This window comes from Streptomyces sp. NPDC001508, assembly GCF_040298665.1.
Classification (GTDB): Bacteria; Actinomycetota; Actinomycetes; order Streptomycetales; family Streptomycetaceae; genus Streptomyces.
On sequence record NZ_JBEPAP010000003.1, the window covers coordinates 125,457 to 146,641 of the forward strand.

At 70.5% G+C, this 21,185-nt stretch carries 17 protein-coding genes; 3 read left to right on the forward strand and 14 right to left on the reverse strand.

Going from position 1 to position 21,185, the window contains the following annotated elements; translation table 11 throughout:
• Positions 1–199 precede the first annotated feature (199 nt).
• Entirely contained in the window at positions 200–889 is a 690-nt protein-coding gene (locus tag ABT245_RS04630) for a TetR/AcrR family transcriptional regulator (protein ID WP_351728508.1), read from the forward strand.
• On the opposite strand, the gene ABT245_RS04635 is transcribed toward ABT245_RS04630, so the two are convergent.
• From ABT245_RS04635 to ABT245_RS04670, 8 genes are all read right to left on the reverse strand, one after another.
• Positions 886–1,017 carry a hypothetical protein gene (locus ABT245_RS04635; protein WP_351729018.1) on the reverse strand — a complete coding sequence of 44 codons (132 nt, stop codon included), beginning with the start codon at positions 1,015–1,017 and terminating at the stop codon, positions 886–888. The two genes, ABT245_RS04630 and ABT245_RS04635, sit on opposite strands and share 4 nt — an antisense overlap.
• Positions 1,018–1,132: 115 nt before the next feature.
• Positions 1,133–2,332 carry a type II toxin-antitoxin system HipA family toxin gene (locus tag ABT245_RS04640; RefSeq protein WP_351728511.1) on the reverse strand — a complete coding sequence of 400 codons (1,200 nt, stop codon included), beginning with the start codon at positions 2,330–2,332 and terminating at the stop codon, positions 1,133–1,135.
• Positions 2,322–3,962: a DUF262 domain-containing protein gene (locus ABT245_RS04645; protein WP_351728513.1), complete on the reverse strand. Its 1,641-nt coding sequence runs from the start codon at positions 3,960–3,962 to the stop codon at positions 2,322–2,324. Before ABT245_RS04645 ends, ABT245_RS04640 begins: the two co-directional genes overlap by 11 nt.
• 55 nt (positions 3,963–4,017) lie before the next feature.
• Positions 4,018–4,395, reverse strand: coding sequence for a DUF4357 domain-containing protein (locus ABT245_RS04650; protein WP_351728515.1), 378 nt, complete (start codon positions 4,393–4,395; stop codon positions 4,018–4,020).
• Between the two features lie 203 nt (positions 4,396–4,598).
• Positions 4,599–6,287, reverse strand: coding sequence for a glycoside hydrolase family 13 protein (locus tag ABT245_RS04655; RefSeq protein WP_351728517.1), 1,689 nt, complete (start codon positions 6,285–6,287; stop codon positions 4,599–4,601).
• A gap of 347 nt (positions 6,288–6,634) precedes the next feature.
• On the reverse strand, positions 6,635–7,543 hold the full coding sequence (locus tag ABT245_RS04660) for a sugar ABC transporter permease (RefSeq protein ID WP_351728519.1): 909 nt from the start codon (positions 7,541–7,543) through the stop codon (positions 6,635–6,637).
• A 13-nt stretch (positions 7,544–7,556) separates the two neighbouring features.
• Positions 7,557–8,561 (reverse strand): carbohydrate ABC transporter permease, encoded by a 1,005-nt coding sequence (locus tag ABT245_RS04665; RefSeq protein ID WP_351728522.1) that lies wholly within the window; start codon positions 8,559–8,561, stop codon positions 7,557–7,559.
• A 144-nt stretch (positions 8,562–8,705) separates the two neighbouring features.
• Positions 8,706–9,980, reverse strand: coding sequence for an extracellular solute-binding protein (locus ABT245_RS04670; RefSeq protein ID WP_351728525.1), 1,275 nt, complete (start codon positions 9,978–9,980; stop codon positions 8,706–8,708).
• Positions 9,981–10,371: 391 nt separating this feature from the next.
• Between ABT245_RS04670 and ABT245_RS04675 the strand changes: the two genes are divergently transcribed.
• Complete coding sequence (locus tag ABT245_RS04675) at positions 10,372–11,406, forward strand: LacI family DNA-binding transcriptional regulator (protein ID WP_351728527.1); 1,035 nt, start codon at positions 10,372–10,374, stop codon at positions 11,404–11,406.
• A 166-nt stretch (positions 11,407–11,572) separates the two neighbouring features.
• Complete coding sequence (locus tag ABT245_RS04680; protein WP_351728530.1) at positions 11,573–12,442, forward strand: phosphatase PAP2 family protein; 870 nt, start codon at positions 11,573–11,575, stop codon at positions 12,440–12,442.
• On the opposite strand, the gene ABT245_RS04685 is transcribed toward ABT245_RS04680, so the two are convergent.
• The 6 genes from ABT245_RS04685 to ABT245_RS04715 form a co-directional block, all read right to left on the reverse strand.
• Positions 12,430–15,423: a bifunctional [glutamine synthetase] adenylyltransferase/[glutamine synthetase]-adenylyl-L-tyrosine phosphorylase gene (locus tag ABT245_RS04685; RefSeq protein ID WP_351728533.1), complete on the reverse strand. Its 2,994-nt coding sequence runs from the start codon at positions 15,421–15,423 to the stop codon at positions 12,430–12,432. The genes ABT245_RS04680 and ABT245_RS04685 overlap by 13 nt on opposite strands.
• Positions 15,424–16,682: 1,259 nt before the next feature.
• Positions 16,683–17,048: an ASCH domain-containing protein gene (locus tag ABT245_RS04695; protein ID WP_351728536.1), complete on the reverse strand. Its 366-nt coding sequence runs from the start codon at positions 17,046–17,048 to the stop codon at positions 16,683–16,685.
• A 17-nt stretch (positions 17,049–17,065) separates the two neighbouring features.
• On the reverse strand, positions 17,066–17,338 hold the full coding sequence (locus ABT245_RS04700) for a hypothetical protein (protein WP_351728539.1): 273 nt from the start codon (positions 17,336–17,338) through the stop codon (positions 17,066–17,068).
• A 30-nt stretch (positions 17,339–17,368) separates the two neighbouring features.
• Positions 17,369–18,166 carry a class I SAM-dependent methyltransferase gene (locus ABT245_RS04705; protein WP_351728542.1) on the reverse strand — a complete coding sequence of 266 codons (798 nt, stop codon included), beginning with the start codon at positions 18,164–18,166 and terminating at the stop codon, positions 17,369–17,371.
• 38 nt (positions 18,167–18,204) lie between these two features.
• Positions 18,205–19,074, reverse strand: a complete 870-nt coding sequence (locus tag ABT245_RS04710) for a phytanoyl-CoA dioxygenase family protein (RefSeq protein ID WP_351728544.1) — start codon at positions 19,072–19,074, stop codon at positions 18,205–18,207.
• A complete protein-coding gene (locus ABT245_RS04715; protein ID WP_351728547.1) occupies positions 19,071–21,125 on the reverse strand; it encodes a phosphoketolase family protein in 2,055 nt (684 codons plus the stop codon). The genes ABT245_RS04710 and ABT245_RS04715 overlap by 4 nt, the downstream gene beginning before the upstream one ends.
• Positions 21,126–21,185: the final 60 nt, after the last annotated feature.

Below are 21,185 nucleotides of genomic sequence, written 5' to 3' on the forward strand. Positions count from 1 at the left end.
TGGTTGCGCGCGCAGTTCCCCGCGCCCCTCCGGGCTCCACCCCGCCTTCTAACCTGCCGTTTGCGGCACGCAGAGGTGCGTTGCGGCAGGCTGGCGGGTGCGGGTGCGTCGTGGCCGGTCGCGCAGTTCCCCGCGCCCCTGGAGGCGCTGCCCCTGGTGCGGGGGCGGGTGGGCCTGATTCGATCGGTAAGGTGTTCGTATGAGTACCGGGGTTCGCCGCAGGATGGGAGTGGAGGAGCGGCGGCAGCAGTTGATCGGCGTGGCCCTCGAACTGTTCAGCCGTCGCTCGCCCGATGAGGTCTCCATCGATGAGATAGCGTCGGCCGCCGGTATCTCGCGTCCGCTCGTCTACCACTACTTCCCGGGCAAACTCAGCCTGTACGAGGCCGCGTTGAAGCGGGCCGCGGAGGATCTCGCGGACCGGTTCGCGGAGCCGCAGGAGGGCCCGCTCGGGGGCCGACTGCTGCGGGTGATGCGCCGGTTCTTCGACTTCGTCGAAGAACACGGCCACGGTTTCTCGGCGTTGATGCGCGGTGGCCCGGCGGTCGGTTCCTCCGCGACGAACGCGCTCGTCGTCTCCGTACGGCAGGCCGCGTACGACCAGATCCTGTCGCATCTGGGGATCGTGGACGCGCCCCCGCGACTGGAACTGGTCATCCGCTCCTGGATCTCGCTCGCCGAGTCGACGGCCCTGATCTGGCTGGACGGACGGCGCGTCCCGCGCGCCGAGTTGGAGGCCCAACTCGTGTACGACTTCGCCGCGCTGGCGGCGGTGAGCGCCGCCTACGACGAGCAGATGGCCGGGTTGCTGCGCGACATGGTCAAGGACGAGCCGGCCGACGGCCCGTTCGCCGAACTGATCGGCCGGCTCGTGGCCCTGGCCTCCTAGGGCGCCCCCGGCGAACTCGGGCCCTGACGGTCGAACTTGCGGTAGGACGGGTCGAGGTCGCGGACCTCGGCTGAGGCGTGCAGGGTGGCGCCCTCGTCCGTGATGTGCGTGCGCAGCAGGTCCAGCACGGTCTCGGTCAGCCGCGCTGCACGGCCGGCTGCGGCAACGCAGGCGACGGCTCCGGCGACACGGTGCAGACGATCTTCAACGTGGACCGGTCCTCTTGCCGACCCGACAGAAGGGTCAGCCGCGCACGAGTGGAAGGTTCCTGAGTCGCTCGCCGACGGTGTCACTGACGAAGCTCGGGACAGGGCAGTCACGCTTCATGTCGGCCCATGAGGAAGCCAATGCGTCGACAGTTCCCTGCACGGTGCCCATCACCTGGCTCTCGGGCATCTGAAGCGCCGTAGCGAGCTTTCGGAAACTCTCGGAAGTGATCAGTTCCGACTTGACGGTGCCGCCCAGGGGGAACGCGAGATTGGGGTCGGCCCTGGACTTAGGGTAAGCGGTGACGCAGACCAGGTCGTAGGCAGGGGAGAGTCGTGCACGCTTGCCATCCGGGTAGCGGAGGGTCCAGTTCTTCAGGTGCGCGTCTGCGTTCCCCATGACGATGATGGCGACCAGGCGCCTCACGTATTCGATGACATCCTCGGGCGGGCACACGGCCCTGATCACCCGGCCGACCCCCTCGTACGTGGCCTTGTTGTACTTGGCGTCGGCCGACACTTCGCGTACTTGTGCGAAGTCCTCCTGATGGACCCGCCCGCCCTCGGTGCGGTCGAACCGGCGCACTGCAAGAGCGTGAGAACCCGGCTCGATCGCGTCCTCTGGCAGATTGCGCAGATCGCTGCCCTTGACCAGCTGAGCATCGGGCACATCGATTCCGGCTCTGCGTGCCCACTCCAGCATGGCGAACTCGTTGGCCGGCACTTCGGGAAAACGTTGGTCGGGTAGCTTCACAATCCAGTTCCCACCGCTGCCCGTGGCCGGAAGCACCAGGGCTTTACCCTCGTGACGCATGGAAAACTTGGGCTGCACACCGGCCAGCGAGAAACGCAACCCGTGGTCGTGGCCGCACTCGTCCTCCGCCTCGTGATCGGGCAGTCCATCAAGTGACACATCGGGTACGACTCGCACGGCGCCGGGAAGATCCTCCCCGAGGTGGCACAGGAGGGCGAAGTCGTGGAGGCGACGCTTGCCGACTTCGGTGGCCACCAGCTGCCGCAGCCCGCTGCCAACCTCTGGGAGCAGGTTGGCGAACCATTCGGGCACGCTCCCGCTGCCCGAGCGCCGCTTGCGCGGGTCCTGTTCGAAGGTCTGGCCCAGGACTGGATGGTCGGGGCTGAGATCGGTGTAGTCGAACCAGGTGTTGCCCTTGTGATAACCGAGGACACCTACGCGGCGTTCGTCCAGGAAGACCGATGCGGTCACGTCAGGCTGCACCGGAGTCTCCCCACAGGCCGTCGGAGAAGAGGCTCTCCGGTTCCGGGCCGTCGGAGAAGCCCCACAGGGCCATGCTCTGGACATGGTCAGCGATCACTTTGCGGACCAGCTCCGATCTGCGTTGCACGAAGTCGTCCAGGTGCCCCGAGGCGAGGAGTTCCACGCCCGTGTCATCGACACAGTGGGAGCGGCACACCTCCGAAGTGGTGTTCACGAGAAGCGGCCCCGCCTCCGACACAGGAAGGCTGGGATGAACCAGTCTGTTACCGATGCTTCTGTCGAGGCCAGCCACGACCGGGAACAGCGGCGAGACACCTGTGTCGAGAAGCTCGGTGAGCAGCCGCGTTCGCTCGATCCGCGTTCCCGCGGGGTGAAGGTTTCCTTCGGCGTCCCGGACATCGACCAGCAGAACCGGGTGCGCGGAGAGCAGGCCAAGGAAATTGATCTTCGCCTGCGCCCGGTTCAGTGCGGTCTGCGCGAGATCAGGTTGCCACTGCTCACCGCCCGGCGGCAGGACTTCCAGCAGTCTGCCGGCGCTGGCCACAGGGTCGTCCTCAATCGCGCTCGCGTTGCGCCGCAGCGCGACGGTGTTGCCCTGTGGGGCCGCGCCGATCGCGGAACCGCGCCAGATCCAGCGGCGCAGCAACTCGGCGGCCCGGCCATGGGGGCGGCCGAAAAGGTGGGTGAAGCGGGCGAGGACGGGCACGAACAGCGCGTACGGCAGAAGACGCATGTGCGGGATACGGGTATCGGTTCTGAGGAACTCGACCACCAGGCGCAGGGCCTTCTCCGTGGCAGCGAACGCGGAGTGCAGATCTTCGTCGTCCTTGAACTCCTGCCGGAAGTCGCGATCCACCCTTCCGCCACGCAGGGCCATGACGCTCTGCATCAGTATCTGGGAGGTGAAGTCACCGAATTCCAGGGCACGCAGACGCGCCCGCAATGCCTCCAGGTCGGACGGCTGGACATCGAGAGGGGCGGAGTGCAGGGCCTGGAAGATCTCCGCGCGCTTCAGCGTCTTCCCGAACGTGTTCATCCGATCGAAGATCTCCCGAAGTGCCTGCTCGTCGTCCCCTTCGATCTCGTACATGGGGATCTCGTAGGTCTGAATGGCCGTGGCGACGGCATCGCAGCGATCGAAGTCCTCGTCGGTCAGCCAGTTCCGTTCGCGCTGCCATGCGAGAAGGCTCCGGTTGTCACCCGCTACCCAGACGGGGAGCCAGTGGTCGGCCGGCTGTTTCGAGTGCGGCGCGGACAGGAACCTCTTGTCCCGCAGGTCGTAGAAGATCCGGAAGCGGCGGTCCACGGTCTCCTGGGAAGCGGTCAGCGCACCGATCAGTGTGGTGAGGCGCTGCTGTCCGTCGACGACCCACAGCGCGTCGGAGCGTTCGGGCGCCTTGAAGCGGAGTTCTCCCAGGGAGATCTCGGCGGCGGGCGCGGGCTTGCGCCACATCAGCAGGTTGCCGATCGGATACCCGCGGAAGATGCTGTCGAACAGTCGCTCGGCGTCCTCGGAGTCCCAGCGATACGACCGCTGGAACTGCGGCACCCGGATCCGTCCGTTCTGTGCCCACGCGACGAGTTCGGGCGGAGCGACACGGCTCACCTTTGGCTGGGTCACTCCGGCCATGATCCACCTCCTGGGGCGTTCACATCGTAAGCCGACGCACCCCCGGCGGCGCGGGTCACCGCAGGTCCCCCAGCGGCGTGCCGTCCTCGGTGGCGAACGCCTTCCAGCCGTTCTGCTGGTTACCGGCCAGAGCCGTGGCGGCGGCCGACGGGGAGGTGTGCACGCTGCCGTCCTCCAGGCACAGGCCACCGCCGTCCATGACCGTCGCATAGTGCACTTGGTTGAGGTTGCGCCGCCGCCACACCAGACGCTGGCCCACGCGCAGTCTTCCTTCCGCCAGCAGCGGGCCCAGGGCATTGCTACCGCCGCCCGAGACGGGTCTGTCCAGGCCGAGGAGCTTGCGCAGCGTGCTGTTCGGCGTGTCGACGAACGGCTCGGCCAGGCTCTGCAGTTTAGCGAAGACCTCGTCGTCCACCCTGATGGTGCGCGTCACCGCTCCCCCGTTTAACTCTCATCCGCATCACTGTCACAGTGAAAGCTACCTGGCCGACCTTGGGCATGTCCACCAGGAAGAAAAAGGTGGCGGCGTGCTGGTGGGTGCTTCGGAGAAGGCCGGGGTGAGGGGAGGGCTGGTTTGCGGGCCCGCCGCCCCGATGAGCGGCAGGCCCCTGCGTGGTCAGGTTGTCGTCTGCGTGGTCAGGTCGTCGTCCACCACACCGTCGTGTCGGAGGGGAGCTTTGTCTCGCCGGCCGTCTCGGTCACCTCACCGCTGGTGAGCAGCACGCGGCCGTACGCCGGGGTCGTGACCGACTCCTGCGTCGTGTTCGTGACGCATACGAACTCCCCGCGCCGGAAGGCCAGTACGCCCTCCGGGGCGCGCAGCCACTGCACACCGTCGCCCGCGCCGAGGTCCGGCTGCGCACGCCGTACGGCCAGCGCCGAGCGGTACAGCTCCAGCGTCGAGCCGGGCACGCCCTCCTGCGCCTGCACGCTCAGCTCGCCCCACACCGACGGCTGCGGCAGCCAGCTGCCGCCCGGCCCGAAGCCGTAGGAGGAGCCCTCGCGGGTCCACGGGATCGGCACCCGGCAGCCGTCGCGGAAGCCGTCCTGTCCCGCGCCGCGGAAGTACGCCGGATCCTGGCGGACCTCGTCCGGCAGGTCGACCACGTCGGGCAGGCCCAGCTCCTCGCCCTGGTAGAGATACGCCGAGCCGGGCAGCGCCAGCATCAGCAGGGTGGCGGCGCGGGCCCGGCGCAGCCCCAGCTCGCGGTCGCCTGCGGTGCGGATCTGGGTGCCGAGGCCGGGCGGGTTGGCGAAGCGGGTGGCGTGCCGGGTGACGTCGTGGTTGGACAGCACCCAGGTGGCGGGCGCGCCGACCGGGCGCATGGCGTCCAGGGTGCGGTCGATGACCCGGCGCAGTTCCGCGGCGTTCCAGTCGGTGCTCAGATACTGGAAGTTGAACGCCTGGTGCAGCTCGTCGGGGCGGACGTAGTTCGCGGTGCGCTCGACGGTCGGGGTCCATGCCTCCGCGACGAAGATCTTCTCTGGGTGCGCCCCCGGCCGCAGGTTCGGGGAGTACTCGTCGAGGACCTTGCGCCACTCTCGGTAGACGGCGTGCACGCCGTCCTGGTCGAAGAACGGCATGACATCGTTGCCCAGCAGCTTGAGCTGGTCGTGCGCGCCGAGGTCGGGCAGGCCCTCCGCCTTCACCAGGCCGTGCGCCACGTCGATACGGAAGCCATCCACACCCATGTCCAGCCAGAACCGCAGGATGGAGCGGAACTCGTCGCCGACGGCCGGGTGTTCCCAGTTGAAGTCGGGCTGCTCGGGGGCGAACAGGTGCAGATACCACTCGCCGTCCGGCAGCCGGGTCCAGGCCGGGCCGCCGAAGATGGACTCCCAGTCGTTGGGCGGGAGTTCACCGTCGGCGCCCTTGCCGGGACGGAAGTGGTAGCGGTCCCGCAGCGGCGAGCCGGGGCCCTCGGCGAGCGCGCGTTTGAACCACTCGTGCTGGTCGGATGAGTGGTTGGGCACCAGGTCGACGATGACCCTCAGGCCCTCCGTGTGGGCGTCGCGGATCAGCGCGTCGGCGTCCAGCAGGTTGCCGAACATGGGGTCAACGGTGCGGTAGTCGGCGACGTCGTAACCCGCGTCGGCCTGCGGCGAGGCGTAGAAGGGGCTGAGCCACACGGCGTCCACGCCGAGGGCGCGCAGATAGGGAAGTCGGGAACGGATGCCCTCCAGGTCGCCCATGCCGTCGCCGTTGCTGTCGGCGAAGCTGCGCGGATAGACCTGGTAGATCACCGCGTCCCGCCACCAGTCGCGGTGGCCGGCGACGGTGGCGAGGGCGGTGTTCGGGGCCGGGTCGGCGGAGTGCTGGCTCATGGCGTCCTTGGTGCGTAAAGGAGTTCGGTCATGGGGGGGCTTGGTGCGGCGGGCATCTGCCTTGGGTCGGGCGGGCGTCAGCCCTTGGGCGCGGCGGGCATCAGCCCTTCGCACGGCGGGCGTCAGCCCTTGGGCGCGGCGGGCATCAGCCCTTCGCACAGCAGGCATCAGCCCTTGGGCGCGGCGGGCGTCAGCCCTTCGCACAGCAGGCATCAGCCCTTGGGCACGGCGGGCATCAGCCCTTCGCACAGCAGGCATCAGCCCTTGGGCACGGCGGGCATCAGCCCTTCGCACGGCGGGCATCAGCCCTTCGCACAGCAGGCATCAGCCCTTGGGCACGGCGGGCGTCAGCCCTTCGTGCCGCCGGCGGTGAGGCCGGTCACCAGGTTCTTCTGTACGAGGTAGAAGAACGCGGAGACGGGTATCGCGATCAGCACCGCGGTGGCGGCCATGAGGTTGCGCTGGGCATCGTGCTCGCTGATGAAGCTCTGCAGGCCGACGGCGAGCGTGTACTTCTGGTCGTCCAGCAGGAAGGTGGTGGCGAAGGCGACCTCGCCGAACGCGGTGATGAAGCTGTAGAAGGCGGCGACCGCGAGTCCCGGCCTGGCGAGCGGCAGGACGAGGCGCGCGAACGTGCCGAAGGGGGTCAGCCCGTCGACGCGTCCTGCCTCGTCGATCTCGAACGGGATGGTGTCGAAGTAGCCCTTCAGCAGCCAGGCGCAGTACGGCACCGCCGTCGAGCAGTACACGAGGATCAGGCCGAAGTAGCTGTCGATGAGCTGGAGGTCGGCCAGGATCTGGTACATCGGCACCATGAGGACGGCCACCGGGAACATCTGGGTGACCAGGAGCACCCACATGAACTTCCGGTAGCCCGGAAAGCGCATGCGGGAGACCGCGTATCCGGTGGTGGCGGCGACCAGCACGCCCAGCACGGTGGTGCCGAGCGAGACGATCAGGGAGCTTTTCAGCCAGTCGAAGAAGTTCGTGTGCCGCAGGACGAACGTGTAGTTGTCGAACGTCATCTTCCGCCAGATGCCGCCCGGGTGCAGATAGTCGTCCTTGTCCGGGCCGAGGGACAGGAACACCAGCCAGGCGACCGGGAAGAGCGCCACGACGCTCCCGGCGACCAGGATGCCGTGCGAGGCGAGGGACGCCGCGAGGCCGCGCTCGCCGCGGGCGCGGTGCCTGCGGCCGGCGGGCGCCGTGCGGTCCTCGGTCACCGGGGCGGAGGTCTCGGCGGTGGTCGTACTCATGGGAACTCCTGCCTCAGATCGCGAGCTGCTGCTCATCGCGGTTCAGCCAGCGGCGGTAGAACGAGGTGAAGACGATCAGGATGGCCAGCAGCAGCATGCCGTAGGTGGCCGACTGCGCGAAGTCACGTGGCTGCTGTCCGAAGCCCAGGTAGTAGGCCCAGGTCACCAGGATCTGCGCGTCGGGTGCGGTGGTGCCGAACAGCAGGAAGATGACGGCGAACTGGTTGAAGGTCCAGATGATGCCGAGGAGTACGACGGTGGAGCTGACGGATCTGAGGCCCGGCAGGGTGATGTGGCGGAACCGCTGCCAGGCGTTCGCGCCGTCCATCTCTGCGGCCTCGTAGAGGGCGGTGTCGATGGACTGCAGGCCGCCGAGGAGCGAGACCATCATGAAGGGCACCCCGCACCAGGTGTTGACCATGATGGCGGCGAACCGCTGCCAGAAGGTGTCCTCCAGCCACAGGGGCGTCGGCAGGTGCAGCGTGTCGAGGGCGGAGTTGATGACGCCCCCGTCGGCGAGCATGAAGCGCCAGCCGAAGACGGTGACGAAGGTGGGCACGGCCCATGGCAGGACCAGGATCAGCCGGTAGACGGTGCGGCCGCGCAGCCGCTGGTCGAGCAGCAGGGCGAGGCCGAGACCGAGGCAGTAGTGCAGCGCGACGCACAGCGCGGTCCATACGATCGTCCAGACGAAGTGCGACCAGAAGCGGTCGTAGGCCGTCGGGCCGAACAGGACGTCCTTGTAGTTGTCCAGGCCGATGAACTCGTAGGTGGCCTCGATGTGGTTGACGCCGATCGTGCGCGCCGTATTGAGGCTGTCGGCGTCGGTGAGGGTGAGGTAGAGGCCGTACACCAGGGGATAGAGCACGAGGACGCCGAGCACCACGGCCACGGGGGTGATCATGGCGTAGGCGTACCAGTGTCTCTGGTAGCCGTGCTTCAGGCGCTGCCCCGGCCCGGGCCGAGGTGCGCGGTCACCGTGGCGCTTGCCGGTCGCGCGATCGATGGCGACTGTCATGGTTCGACAACCTTCTCGCAGGTCTGCGGTTCAGGAGTGGGGCGGGCGCAGGCCGGTGGCCGCCGGTTCCCTCCGCTGCGCGCGAGGTTCCCCTGTTCGAGCGACGTCGCGCGCTCGGGGGCGGAGCCGGCGGCCACCCGGGCCTTACTTGCTGAAGTCCGGGACCAGCTTCTCGATGGCGACCTCGGCGTTGCCCAGACCCGTGTCCAGGGACTCCTTGCCGCCCGCGATCTTCGGCAGTTCGGTGTCCAGCGGGCCCCACAGGGAGCTGTACTCGGGCAGCGCGGGACGCGGCTGGGCGGCGGCGAGCACGCCCTGGAAGCCGGCGATGCCGGGGTCGGCCTTCACCTGGGCCGTGTAGGCGTCGTCGCGGGTGGGCAGCGTGGAGTTCTTCAGGGCGACCCTCTCCTGGGACTTCGCCGAGGTCATGAAGTCGACGAACTTCAGGGCCGCTTCCTGGTGCGCCTTGTCGGAGCCGGCGTAGACCGAGAGGTTGTGGCCGCCGGTCGGGGCGCCCGCCTTGCCGGTGGAGCCGGCCGGGACGGTGGCGATACCCAGATTGGCCTTGTCCTTGAAGGCGGAGCCCCGGTAGAAGTTCGTGATCTCCCAGGGGCCCTGGATGATCGCGGCGACCTTGCCGTTGACGAACGCGTCCTGGATGTGGGCGTAGGCGTCGGCGGTGGTGTCGGCCTTGTGCAGGCCCTTGCCGGAGTACAGGCTCAGCCAGGTGCCGTAGGCCTTCTTGGCGGCGGCCGACTTCACGGTGATCTTCTCGGCGGCGGCGTCGACGGTGTCGGTGCCCTCGCCGTACAGGAAGGACTGGGCGTAGTACGCCTGGGTGGAGCCCCAGTAGCCGTCGGCGCCGGTCTTGTCCTTGATCTTGGCGGCGGCGGACTTCATCTCGTCCCAGGTCTTGGGGGCCTCGGTGATGCCGGCCTTCGCGAACAGGGCCTTGTTGTAGACGAGCGCGAGGGTGTCGGTGACCAGCGGTACGCCGTACGTCTTGCCCTCGTACTGCGCCTGGGTGATCAGGCTGGGCTGGAACTCGGCCCGGTCCGTGAGGGCGGTGGTGCCGTCCAGCGGCAGGAAGTAGCCCTTCTTGGCGAACGCCGGGGTCCAGCCGACCTCGGAGCGCAGCACGTCGGGGGCGCCCTTGGCGCCGGCGGCGGTGTCGAACTTGTTCTGTGCCTGGTCGAAGGGGACGTTGACGTACTTGACCTTGATGTCCTTGTTGGCGGCCTCGAACTCCTTGGCCAGGGCCTTGTACGTCGGCGCCTCATTGGTGGCGTTGGAGGTGTCCCACCAGGTGATGGTGACCGGGCCGTCAGCGTTGCCGCCGTTGTCGCTGTCGCCGCCGCACGCCGTCGCCGTGAGGGCGAGGGACGCCACCAGCGCGGAGGCCGCTATGCCACGCCGCATGAGTTCTCCTTGAGGGTGAAAAGCCCGAGTGGTGCGGGGAGCGGGCCCGTCCGCCGTCCCCGCGACGTGCCGACTGCGCCGTTGCGTCCGCCGGGCGACGTGAACGTAACAGCGATGTAAGCGTTGCGAAAGACCTTGCAGAAAAAAAGCGCAAGAGAGGTCCTGGGCTACCCTGGCGTCATCGGCCCTCGCCCCCTCGCGACCCGAGAACGCGGCCGATCCGCGGGTCCGGGGCACCTTGTGCAAGACTCTGCAAGCTCTTGCCATCCGAGGCCGACCAGAGGGACGAGGGACCGCGATGACGCAGCAACCCGCAGCGAGCCGTGCGACGGGTCGTGCCCGGCGTCCGATCGGTGGGCAGGGAGTGAGCCGACCGGTACAGTCCGGTGGCGTGACCACACGGCTTGCGGACATCGCCGCGCAAGCGGGGGTGAGCGAAGCGACCGTCAGCCGCGTCCTCAACGGGAAGCCGGGCGTCGCCGCCACCACCCGCCAGTCCGTGCTCGCCGCGCTCGACGTGCTCGGCTACGAGCGGCCGGTACGGCTGCGGCAGCGCAGCGAGGGTTTGGTCGGGCTGATCACCCCGGAGCTGGAGAACCCGATATTCCCCGCCCTGGCGCAGGTCATCGGGCAGGCCCTGACCCGCCAGGGCTATACGCCGGTGCTCGCCACACAGACCCCGGGCGGGTCGACGGAGGACGAGCTGACCGAGATGCTGGTCGACCGCGGGGTCGCCGGGATCATCTACGTCTCCGGGCTGCACGCGGACACCACCGCCGATATGCAGCGCTACGACCGGCTGCGCGCGCAGGGCGTGCCGTACGTCCTCGTCGACGGCTTCTCGCCGAAGGTGCAGGCGCCGTTCATCTCGCCCGACGACCGGGCGGCGATGACGCTGGCGGTGACCCATCTGGTGTCGCTGGGGCACACCCGGATCGGGCTGGCCCTCGGGCCGAAGCGGTTTGTGCCGGTGCAGCGCAAGATCGAGGGTTTTGTACGGGCGGTGCAGGACCAGTTGGGGCTGGCCGCGCAGACGGTCGAGGCGGAGCTGGTCCAGCACTCGCTGTACACGCTGGAGGGCGGCCAGGCGGCGGCCGGCGCGCTGATCGACCGGGGCTGTACGGCCGTGGTCTGCGCCAGCGACATGATGGCGCTCGGCGCGATACGGGCGGTACGGCAGCGCGGCCTGGACGTCCCGCGGGACGTCTCGGTGGTCGGCTTCGACGACTCCCCGCTGATCGCCTTCACCGACCCGCCGTTGACCACGATCCGCAAGCCGGTACCGGCGATGGGGCAGGCTGCGGTGCGTACGCTCCTGGAGGAGATCGGCGGAACTCCCGCCCCGCACAGCGAGTTCGTGTTCATGCCGGAACTGGTGGTACGCGGTTCGACGGCATCGGCCCCCGGCGACCGAACCCGCCCCTGAACCCGCCCGCACCCCTCCTCCGCAGGGTGGAGGGCGCGGTGGGCGGGGCGTGCGGTGGGAGGAGGGGCGGGGCGTGCGGTGGGGGCCCTGTGGCGTAGAACATGCGTTGCGGACCCGACCTTGGGATGATCTGCCGGACCTAGCTTTTCTGGCAGACTCTGTGCTTATGAGTGACTCGACCGTGACACAGTCGGAAGGTCGCGAGGAGGGGGCCGTTCCGCAGGCCGTCACGGGCGAGGGCGAGCAGCGTTTCCTCGGTCGGCTGCGCGCCCCGCGACGGCCCCGCCTGTGGTACGAGATCCTGCTCATCACGGTGAGTTACTGGACGTACTCCCTGATCCGCAACGCGGTTCCGGAACAACGGGGCAAGGCGCTGCGCAACGCCGACTGGATCTGGCAGACCGAGCACCGGCTGGGGATCGCCGTCGAGGAATCGGTCAACCACGCCGTGAACTCGGTGACTTGGCTGATCGTGGGGATGAACTACTACTACGCGACACTGCACTTCGTGGTGACACTGACGGTGCTGGTGTGGCTGTACCGCAGCCACCCCGGGCGCTACGCGGCGACGCGTCTGGTGCTGTTCGCGACGACGGGCGTGGCCCTGGTCGGCTACTACCTGTATCCGCTCGCCCCGCCCCGGTTGATGGACGGCGGCCGTTTCGTCGACACGGTGATGGTCCACCAGACATGGGGCTCGATGGCCTCGGGCGATCTGAAGCACATGTCCAACCAGTACGCCGCGATGCCCTCGATGCACATCGGCTGGTCGCTGTGGTGCGGGCTGACGGTGTTCGCGCTGGCCACGGTGCCCTGGGTGCGGGTACTCGGTCTGCTGTACCCGACGGCGACCCTGGTGGTCATCGTCGCCACCGCCAACCACTTCTGGCTCGACGCGGTCGGCGGCATGCTGTGCCTGGCGTTCGGCTACACCCTGGCCGGGCTGTGGTACGGCTCCCTGCCCTACGCACTGCCCCGCCTGGTGACGAAGCAGCCACCGGGACGGCGCCCGCCGTCCTGGGCTCAAGCGTCGTAGAACAGCTCCTCGGCGACCGTTCGGGCCCGGCGGGTGGTGCGGCGGTAGGCGTCCAGCATGTCGCCGGCGTGACCCGAGGTGTAGCCGAGGTAGCGGCCCACGGCGGCCAGTTCACGGGGGTCGGTGGGGAATGTGTCGCCGGCCCGGCCGCGGACCAGCATGACCGCGTTGCGCACCCGCGTCGCGAGCACCCACGCCTCGTCCAGGGTCGCGGCGTCCTCGGCGGAGATCAGCCCGGCCGCGCGGGCGGCGGCAAGGGCCTCGCGGGTGCGGGTGGTGCGCAGGGCCGGCTCGGCCCAGGCATGACGGAGCTGGAGCAGCTGCACCGTCCACTCGACGTCGGAGAGCCCGCCGGGGCCGAGCTTGGTGTGCAGCTTCGGATCGGCGCCGCGTGGCAGTCGTTCGGACTCCATGCGGGCCTTGAGCCGGCGGATCTCGCGGACCGCGTCGTCGCCCAGGCCCTCGGCCGGGTAGCGCAGCGGGTCGATCAGTTCGATGAACCTGCGGCCCAGGTCCGCGTCCCCGGCGACCGGTTCGGCCCGCAGCAGTGCCTGTGACTCCCAGACCAGGGACCATCTGCGGTAGTAGGCCGCGTACGACTTGAGGGTGCGCACCAGGGGGCCCGACTTGCCCTCGGGGCGCAGATCGGCGTCGATCAAGAGCGGCGGGTCCGCGCTGGGCAGCTGGAGCAGCCGGCGCATCTCGGACACGACCTTGCCCGCCGCGGCGGCCGCCTCGTGGTCGCTCACACCGTCCTGCGGTTCGTGTACGAAGACCACGTCGGCGTCGGAGCCGTAGCCCAGTTCGTGGCCGCCGAAGCGGCCCATGCCGATGATCGCGAAGCGGGTCGGCAGGGTGTCGCCCCAGCCGGCCCTGACCACGGCGCGCAGCGTGCCCGCGAGGGTCGCCGCGGTCAGGTCGGAGACCGCGCCGCCCACCCGGTCCACCAGCGCGCCCTGGTCGGCCTCGACGGGGTTGGCCTCGGTGCCGTAGGAGTCGACGATGTCGGCGGCGGCGGTGCGGAACAGCTCACGGCGGCGGACCCCGCGGGCCGCGGTGACCCCCTGTTCGGCGTTCTCCGCGCGGCCCACGGCGGCCAGGATCTCCTGTTCCAGGCCGGCGCGTCCGCGTGGTTCGAGGCCGTCGCCGTCGCCGTCGCCGAGCAGGGCCACCGCCTCGGGGGCGCGCATCAGCAGGTCGGGGGCGAGCCGGCCGGCCGACAGCACGCGGGCCAGGTTCTCGGCCGCCGCGCCCTCGTCCCGCAGCAGCCGCAGATACCAGGGGGTCTTGCCGAGCGCGTCGGACACCTTGCGGAAGTTGAGCAGACCCGCGTCCGGGTCGGCGGAGTCCGCGAACCAGCCCAACAGGACGGGCAGCAGGGTGCGTTGGATGGCCGCCTTGCGGGTGACGCCCGCGGCCAGCGCCTCCAGGTGGCGCAGCGCGGCGGCCGGGTCGGCGTAGCCGAGGGCGACCAGCCGTTCCCGGGCCGCCTCGGGGCTCAACCGGGCCTCGCCCGGGGCGAGTTGGGCGACCGCGTCGAGCAGCGGACGGTAGAACAGCTTCTCGTGCAGGCGGCGGACCACGCCGGTGTGCCGCCGCCATTCGCGGAGCAGCCCGTCCACCGGGTCGGTGCGCAGACCGAGGGAGCGGCCGAGGCGGCGCAGGTCGGCCTCGTCGTCGGGGACCAGATGGGTGCGGCGCAGCCGGTAGAGCTGGATGCGGTGTTCCAGGCAGCGCAGGAAGCGGTACGCCTCGTCCAGCCGGGCGGCGTCGGCGCGGCCGACGTAGCCGCCGGCGGCCAGGGCCGCGAGCGCGTCCAGGGTGGTGCCGCTGCGCAACGCGGGGTCGGACCGGCCGTGCACCAACTGCAGGAGCTGTACGGCGAATTCGACGTCGCGCAGGCCGCCGGGGCCGAGCTTCAGCTCGCGTTCGACCTCGGCGGCGGGGATGTTCTCGACGACGCGCCGACGCATCTTCTGCACGTCGGGGACGAAGTTCTCGCGCTCGGCGGCCGTCCAGACCAGGGGCTCGACCGCGCTGATGTACTCCTCCCCCAGTTCGATGTCCCCGGCCACCGGGCGGGCCTTGAGCAGCGCCTGGAACTCCCAGGTCTTCGCCCAGCGCTGGTAGTAGGCGAGATGGCTGCTGAGGGTGCGCACCAGCGGGCCGTTGCGGCCCTCGGGGCGCAGATTGGCGTCCACCGGCCAGATGGAGCCCTCGACGGTGGTCTCGGAGCAGATCCGCATCATGTGTGAGGCGAGCTTCGCGGCGGCCCTGAGCGCCTTGGCCTCGTCGGCGCCGTCCGTGGCCTCCCCGACGAAGATCACGTCCACGTCGGAGACGTAGTTCAGCTCATGGCCGCCGCACTTGCCCATCGCGATCACCGCGAGCCGGCACAGCGCGGCGTCGCCGGGGGCGGCGGCGCGGGCGATGGCGAGGGCGGCGCGCAGGGTGGCGGTGGCGAGGTCGGCGAGTTCGGCGGCGGTCTGGGCGATGTCGGTGGTGCCGCATACGTCGCGGGCGGCGATGGACAGCAGACAGCGGCGGTAGGCGACGCGCAGCGAGACCGGGTCGGTGGCCTCGGACAGGCCCCGCTCGAACTCCGCCACGCCGGGGTGCAGGTCGTGCGGCTCGTAGGTGACCAGCTCGGCCCAGTCCCGGGGGTGCCGGGCCAGGTGGTCGGCGAGGGCCGCGGAGGCGCCGAGCACGCCGAGCAGGCGGTCGCGCAGCGGCTTGGCCGCTATCAGCGTGTCGAGCAGTTCGCGGTGTGCGGTGGGGTCGGGCTGGGCCTCCAGCAGACGTACCAGGCCGCTCAGCGCGAGGTCCGGGTCGGCGGTGGCGCCCAGCGCCTCCAGCAGGACCGGGTCGCTGCGGACGGGGGCCAGCTCGGCGCCGTCGAGCAGCCGCTCCGCGCCGGAGGGGTCGGTGAAGCCGTGCCGCAGCAGTCGCGTGAAGGTGCTGCTCCTGCGCCCCGGCGTCATCCGCGGCCTCCCCTCGGGTCGGGTCGGATCAAGGTCGTCCTGGCGAGAGCCTAACCGGAGAGCCCCGGTGAAGCGCCGGGGCGGACGGCGATGGGGTTCGCGCACCGGTCTGGTCCGTACTGGGCAGGGGCCGTCGGCCGGCCGATCACGGGGGGGGCACGATGCGGGAACCCGAGGGCGAACCGGACCGCCGCTGCTCCGGCACGGGCGCACCCGCCTGGTCCGAGGCCGAGGCGTTGCTGCGTTTCTGGATCTCGACCGTACGGCCGGACGGGCGCCCGCACGTGACGCCGCTGCCCGCCGTGCGGGCGGGGCGCCGCGTTTCCGCACCGGCGCACGGAAGCGCACGGCGCGCAGCGCGGTGGTGCGGGTCGCCGACGACGGGCGGCTGCGGGAGCCGGCCGCGGCCTGGGAGGCGAAGTACGAGGCGTTCCGGCCCTTCGAGGTGCGAGACGGCTGCTTCGAACCCAGTCCGGTCCTGGCGCCGGCCTTCACGACGGGTACGGACGGGTGCGGACGGGCACGGACGGGCGCGGACGGGCGCGGACGGGCGCGGACGGGCGCGGCGGGTGCAGCGGCGCGGCGGCGCGGCGGGCACGGACGGGCGCGGCGGGCAACAGCGGGTGCAGCGACACGGCGGGCGCGGCGCACACGGACAGGTGCGGCGGACACGGACGGGCGCGGCGGGCAACGGCGACGCAACGGGCGCAACGGGCAACAGCGGGTGCAGCGACACGGCAGGCGCGGCGCACACGGACGGGTGCCGCGGGCGCGGACAGGTGCGGCGGACACGGACAGGTGCGGCGGACACGGACAGGTGCGGCGGGCAACGGCGACGCAACGGGCGCAACGGGCAACAGCGGGTGCAGCGACACGGCAGGCGCGGCGGACACGGACAGGTGCGGCGGACACGGACGGGCGCGGCGGGCAACGGCGACGCAACGGGCAACAGCGGGTGCAGCGACACGGCAGGCGCGGCGCACACGGACGGGTGCCGCGGGCGCGGACAGGTGCGGCGGACACGGCGGACACGGACAGGTGCGGCGGGCAACGGCGACGCAACGGGCAACAGCGGGTGCAGCGACACGGCGGGTACAGCGGGTGCGGCGGGGCCTCGCTGGTGGTGGACCCACGCTCGGTCGCCCGCCGGCCCGGCCCCCTGGCCCCCTACCCCAGTCAGAAAGCCGGCAGAGCCGACCACGGCAGCCCGGAACGCCCTGACCGGCCCGGCCGCCCGAGCCCGCACTGGGAAGTGACTCTCAGGTGTCCGCCTGCGTGAGGGTGAGATGGAGGGCGAAGACGCCGAGGGACTCTTTCTCGGGCGGGTAAATGTCGCGGATCGCGGCGACGAGTTCGTCGTGGGTCAGGTCCGGTCCACCGATCGCGGCGGGGTCCTCGGCATCCAGCATCGCGGTGAAGGAGTCGTACTCCTCGACCGCGGTGATGCGGGTGGTCAGGGACTCGTCCGCGCAGGTGATCCGCAGGGTGTCCCCGGGGTTGATCTTGCGGATCTTGGGGTAGCCGACGCGGACCTCGATGGTCTTGGCGCCGGTGGCGATCAGGTCGAAGTACGGCTTGCGGATGGTGAGGGAGTGCTCACCGGGCCGCGGCCCGTCGGTCGTCATCGCGGTGTCCTTCGCGCTCAAGGGGATGCCGTCGGTAAGGCCGGTCGAGTGGCGGCGTCGGCTGCGGCCAGGCGTTCGCGCAGTCCTTCGACGGCTGCCTGGCGGGGATAGCGGCGGGTCAGGAACGAGCTGAGGTCGCCGGCACGGTGGCGGACGGAGTCGACGACGCGGGCGGAGTCGAGGGCCTGGTGACCGAGGGCAACGGCGTCGTCGGGGTTGCCGAGTTGGGCATGGGCGAGGGCCAGGTCGATGCGGGCGATGGCCTCCCGGCTCGGTGAACGGGATGCCACAGGGGCCGCTTCGCAGCAGCGGGCGGCTTGTCAGGGGCGCGTGGCGATGATGGCTTCGGTGCGTACGACTTCGTCGAAGACACCGTCGGGGGCGAACTCGCTGAGCGCCTGGCGCAGGTCGCGTTCGAAGCCGTCCTTCTGGGCGCCGAGTTGGGCGGGGCTGGAGTAGCTGTAGGAGAACTGCAGGCCGATCACCTCGTCAAGGGTGCGGGTGACGGTGCGGTCCCAGCTGGCGGTTTCGACGTTGTAGAACGGGGAGCGGGCGAGGATGTCCTGGTGGCGTTCCTTGGGGTGGGAGTAGGTGCCTGATCCGGCCCGGCGCTCGGGGCCGAGGTAGCGGGTGCGGACGTCGGCGATGACCTGGAGCCAGGGGGCGGGCTCGATGTCGCCGGGGGCGCCGCCGGAGGCGAGGACGACGGCCCCGTTCGGCTGGATGAGCTGATCGAGGTCGCGAAGGGCCTGGTCGCGGTCCATCCAGTGGAAGGCGGCCCCCATCACGGTCAGCAACACCGGTCCCAGGCCCATGCCGGGCACAGTGGCGGAGTCGCCGAGCCGCCAGTCGATGTTGGTGATGTCCTGCTCGGCGGCGAGTTTGCGGCCCTCTTCCAACATGCCCGGCTCGGGGTCGACGGCGGTGACCTGGCCGACGAGCTTGGCGAGGGGCAAGGCAAGCACCCCTGTGCCGGTGCCCAGGTCAAGAACGCGCTGAGTGCCGTCCAGGGCGAAGCGCGCGGCCAGGATGTCGTAGAAAGCCTGGTCGTAGCCGGGTCGGTAGCGTGCGTAGTAGGGGGCGGTGGAGGCGAACAGCTCGTCGGGCGTGTAGGTCATCTCGTCAGTCTTTCGCGTTCGGTTGGGCGTGTGCGGTGTCATCCCGGAGAACGAGCCGGGTCCGGGTTGAGGTGCTGCCACCAGGCGCGCAGGGGCGCGGTTCCGGCGCCTTCGTGAGTAACGGAGCCGTCCGGGTTGCGGTCGGGGCGGCCGAGCAGCTGCTGCTCGATGTCGGTCAGGTCCCCGCGTTGTAGTAGCTGGGGGGCGGGGTCGTCGACGGGGGCGAGCCAGCGGTAGCCGTACTGCATCATCACTGCCAGCCGGGGGTGGCCGGAGGTGTTGAGACCGCCCGCGTGCCAGGTGCGGTTCTCGAAGAGAAAGGCGTCGCAGGGGCCGAGGTCGGGCGTGATCGCGCCGAATGGGTCGATGGCTCCGGCCGGGACGGTGACGGGTCCGGTGTCGGTGTGGCTGCCGGGGAGGACCATGGTGACGCCGGCGTCGGGAGTGAGGTCGCTCAGGAAGTAGGCGGCCTTGATCGACATACGCGGGACAGCATCGGTGCCGAGGTCGCGGGTGGCACTGCTCATGTCGCGGTGCCACCCGTGCCGCTCGGGGACGCGGATGGTGCGCTTGCCGCCGGGCGGGATGGACGGCAGGTAGATCAGGTTGCTGGACATCAGGTGCAGGTTCGCGCTCAGCAGCGCGACGAGGGTGGGCAGCACCTTCGGGTTGGTGACCAGCGGCAGGAAGGTGTCGTCCATGGCGACGATGCCGCGGAAGCCGTCCTTGCCGTCGACGCTGCGGTCCCTGCCGAGGGTGCGGTCGTCGGCCAGCAGCCGCATCGCCGCCGCGGCGGCCTGCTCGCGCCACTCGGGCGTGATCACGTCGCGCAGGACGACGAAGCCGCCACGTTCGAAGGCGTCCAGGACTTTCGGGCCGGGCAAAAACGCCGTATCGAGAGTTGTCATCCACTGTGCTCCTTGATCATCAGGGCGGCTCGGGCAGAGAGGGCGGCGGCCGAGAGGCCGCAGTGCTCCAGCAGTCCCTCGGGGGTGGTGGGACGGCTGGGCTCCCGGTAGCCGACGACGTGGAACCGGCTGGTCTCGCCGCGGGCGGCCAGCAGCGCGCGGACGGGAGCGGGATGAGTGGGGACGGCCATCAGGACGGGGGTGTCGATGCCGAACAGGCGGGTGAAGGTCCTCTCATCAAGAGCGTAGGGCCAGTGCGGGGCCGGGCCGAGGACCGCGAGGTCATTGACGTGCAAATAGCGGATCTTGATCTCGGGATGCGACCGGCGCAGCAGCGTGACGGCGGCGGTCAGCTCGCGGGCCGGGATGTCCCCGGCCGAGGCGAGGATGAGGTGCGGGCGGCCGTGGTGGCTCAGGTGAGGCCAGACGGCGGCGCCGTCGGTGAGCTCGTCGCGGAACGGGTCCGGCGGGAAGGCGGGGCCGGGATGTTTGTCGGTGATCAGGAAGTTAACGCGGTCGTGCCCGGCCAGGATCACGGCGAGGACGGCGGCGGCCCGCGTGGCGTCCGCCGGGGTGTAGACGTGCACGAAGCCGTCCTCGGTCTCCAGCATCGATGAGACCAGGCCGGGGTTCTGATGGGTGTAGGTGTTGCGCCAACCCAGCGAGGTGATCAGGTAGTTGACCGAGGGCAGTCCGCCCTGCCCGGCGAGGTAGCACAGCCGCCGGTGCTTGAGGTGCTGGACCAACAGGCTGGTGTTGACCGGGGCGAAGGCTTCGTAGGTGGCCAGCAGCGCGTCCCGTCCGGTCTCGGTGTAGCCCTGCAGCCAGCCGTGGCAGATCTCCTCATTCAGGATCTCGGTCGCCCAGGGCGGCAGCGCATCGTCCGTCGTCACCGCCAGCCGGTTGGAGGCGATCTCGTCCGGGCTGAACAGGCGGAAGGCCCCGTTCGCCGCCCGCTCGCGGACGACCGAGGAGACATCCGGCCAGGACTGCGGTCCGCGGGCGGCCAGTGGGGCCGGGGGCCGGGCCGTCTCCGGCTCGCGCGGAGGGCCGGCCATGGCCTGGCGGACCAGGTCGGTGGGCCGGCCCTGGGTGGTGAACAGCTCGGCGGGCCGGTAGGAGGCGAGCCAGGCCGCCAGTGCCGCGAACTCCGCGTCGTTGTTCCGCGGGTCCTTCAGCGGAGTCTTGTGGACGGCCGGGGTGCCCACGATCCGCCGCCCGGCCACCTGCTCTGGTCCGGTGTGGCCCTTGGGCATGGTCAGCACGATCACCGGTTGCCGACCGGGCTCGCCGAGCGGCCGCTGCCGAGTGAGGGCGTCGGCCAGCATCTGGCGGAAACCGGGCAGGTCGGCGCCGTCGTGGATCAGCGGCTCGTAGCCGAGGCCGGTGAAATATGCGCGTACCTCGTCCTGGTTCATGCCGGCCAGCAGTGAGGAGCCGCCCATCTTCAGTCCGTTGGCCAGCACCACCGGCAGCACCGCCCCGTGCTCTCCGCTGCCGTGCAGGGCTCGGCGGGCGAGCCAGGCCGCCGCGGTTGCCCCGGTCTCCAGCTCGCCGTCCCCGATCAGTGGGACGACCAGGCGGTGCGGGGCGTCCAGCACCATGCCCTGGGCGATGGCGAGGGCGGGGCCGAGCTGTCCGCCTGTGTGCCGGACGCCGGGGATGAGCGGGGTGATCTCCCCGCCGAACCGCTCCGGGTGGGGGAAGCCGGTGATCAGGGCACGCAGTTCGGGCATCGAGCAGCCCGGCCCGTTCCCGGTCAGGTGCAGGCTGCCGCCCAGGTAGGCGTGGGCGAGCGCCGAGGGGCTGGCGTGCCCGGCGCCGTGCAGCACCAGCAGTTCGGACCCGGCGGGCCGCCGGGCGGTCAGCGGCCCGAGGTGAGCGAGCATGTAGTTGACCGGCGGGCAGACTCCCCAGTGCCCGCGGGGAGTCTCCTTGACGTCTGTGGGCCTCAGCGGGCGGGCGAGGCGGGCGTTGTCGGTGAGGTAGAGCTGGGCCGCGGACAGGTGGTTCAACGCCCGCCAGCAGGCGTCGATGGCCTGGTGGGGCACGGCCTCGGCAGCCTGCCGTGCCGCGTAGCTCCAGTCGGCGAAGCCAGGCGGGGCCGGGTC

Bases quoted from the DNA above. Each gene is read 5' to 3' on its own strand.
- ABT245_RS04630 (WP_351728508.1), top strand. From the start codon at position 200: ATGAGTACCGGGGTTCGCCGCAGGATGGGAGTGGAGGAGCGGCGGCAG.
- ABT245_RS04645 (WP_351728513.1), bottom strand. From the start codon at position 3,962: ATGGCCGGAGTGACCCAGCCAAAGGTGAGCCGTGTCGCTCCGCCCGAA.
- ABT245_RS04655 (WP_351728517.1), bottom strand. From the start codon at position 6,287: ATGAGCCAGCACTCCGCCGACCCGGCCCCGAACACCGCCCTCGCCACC.
- ABT245_RS04660 (WP_351728519.1), bottom strand. From the start codon at position 7,543: ATGAGTACGACCACCGCCGAGACCTCCGCCCCGGTGACCGAGGACCGC.
- ABT245_RS04665 (WP_351728522.1), bottom strand. From the start codon at position 8,561: ATGACAGTCGCCATCGATCGCGCGACCGGCAAGCGCCACGGTGACCGC.
- ABT245_RS04670 (WP_351728525.1), bottom strand. From the start codon at position 9,980: ATGCGGCGTGGCATAGCGGCCTCCGCGCTGGTGGCGTCCCTCGCCCTC.
- ABT245_RS04680 (WP_351728530.1), top strand. From the start codon at position 11,573: ATGAGTGACTCGACCGTGACACAGTCGGAAGGTCGCGAGGAGGGGGCC.
- ABT245_RS04685 (WP_351728533.1), bottom strand. From the start codon at position 15,423: ATGACGCCGGGGCGCAGGAGCAGCACCTTCACGCGACTGCTGCGGCAC.
- ABT245_RS04695 (WP_351728536.1), bottom strand. From the start codon at position 17,048: ATGACGACCGACGGGCCGCGGCCCGGTGAGCACTCCCTCACCATCCGC.
- ABT245_RS04705 (WP_351728542.1), bottom strand. From the start codon at position 18,166: ATGACCTACACGCCCGACGAGCTGTTCGCCTCCACCGCCCCCTACTAC.
- ABT245_RS04710 (WP_351728544.1), bottom strand. From the start codon at position 19,074: ATGACAACTCTCGATACGGCGTTTTTGCCCGGCCCGAAAGTCCTGGAC.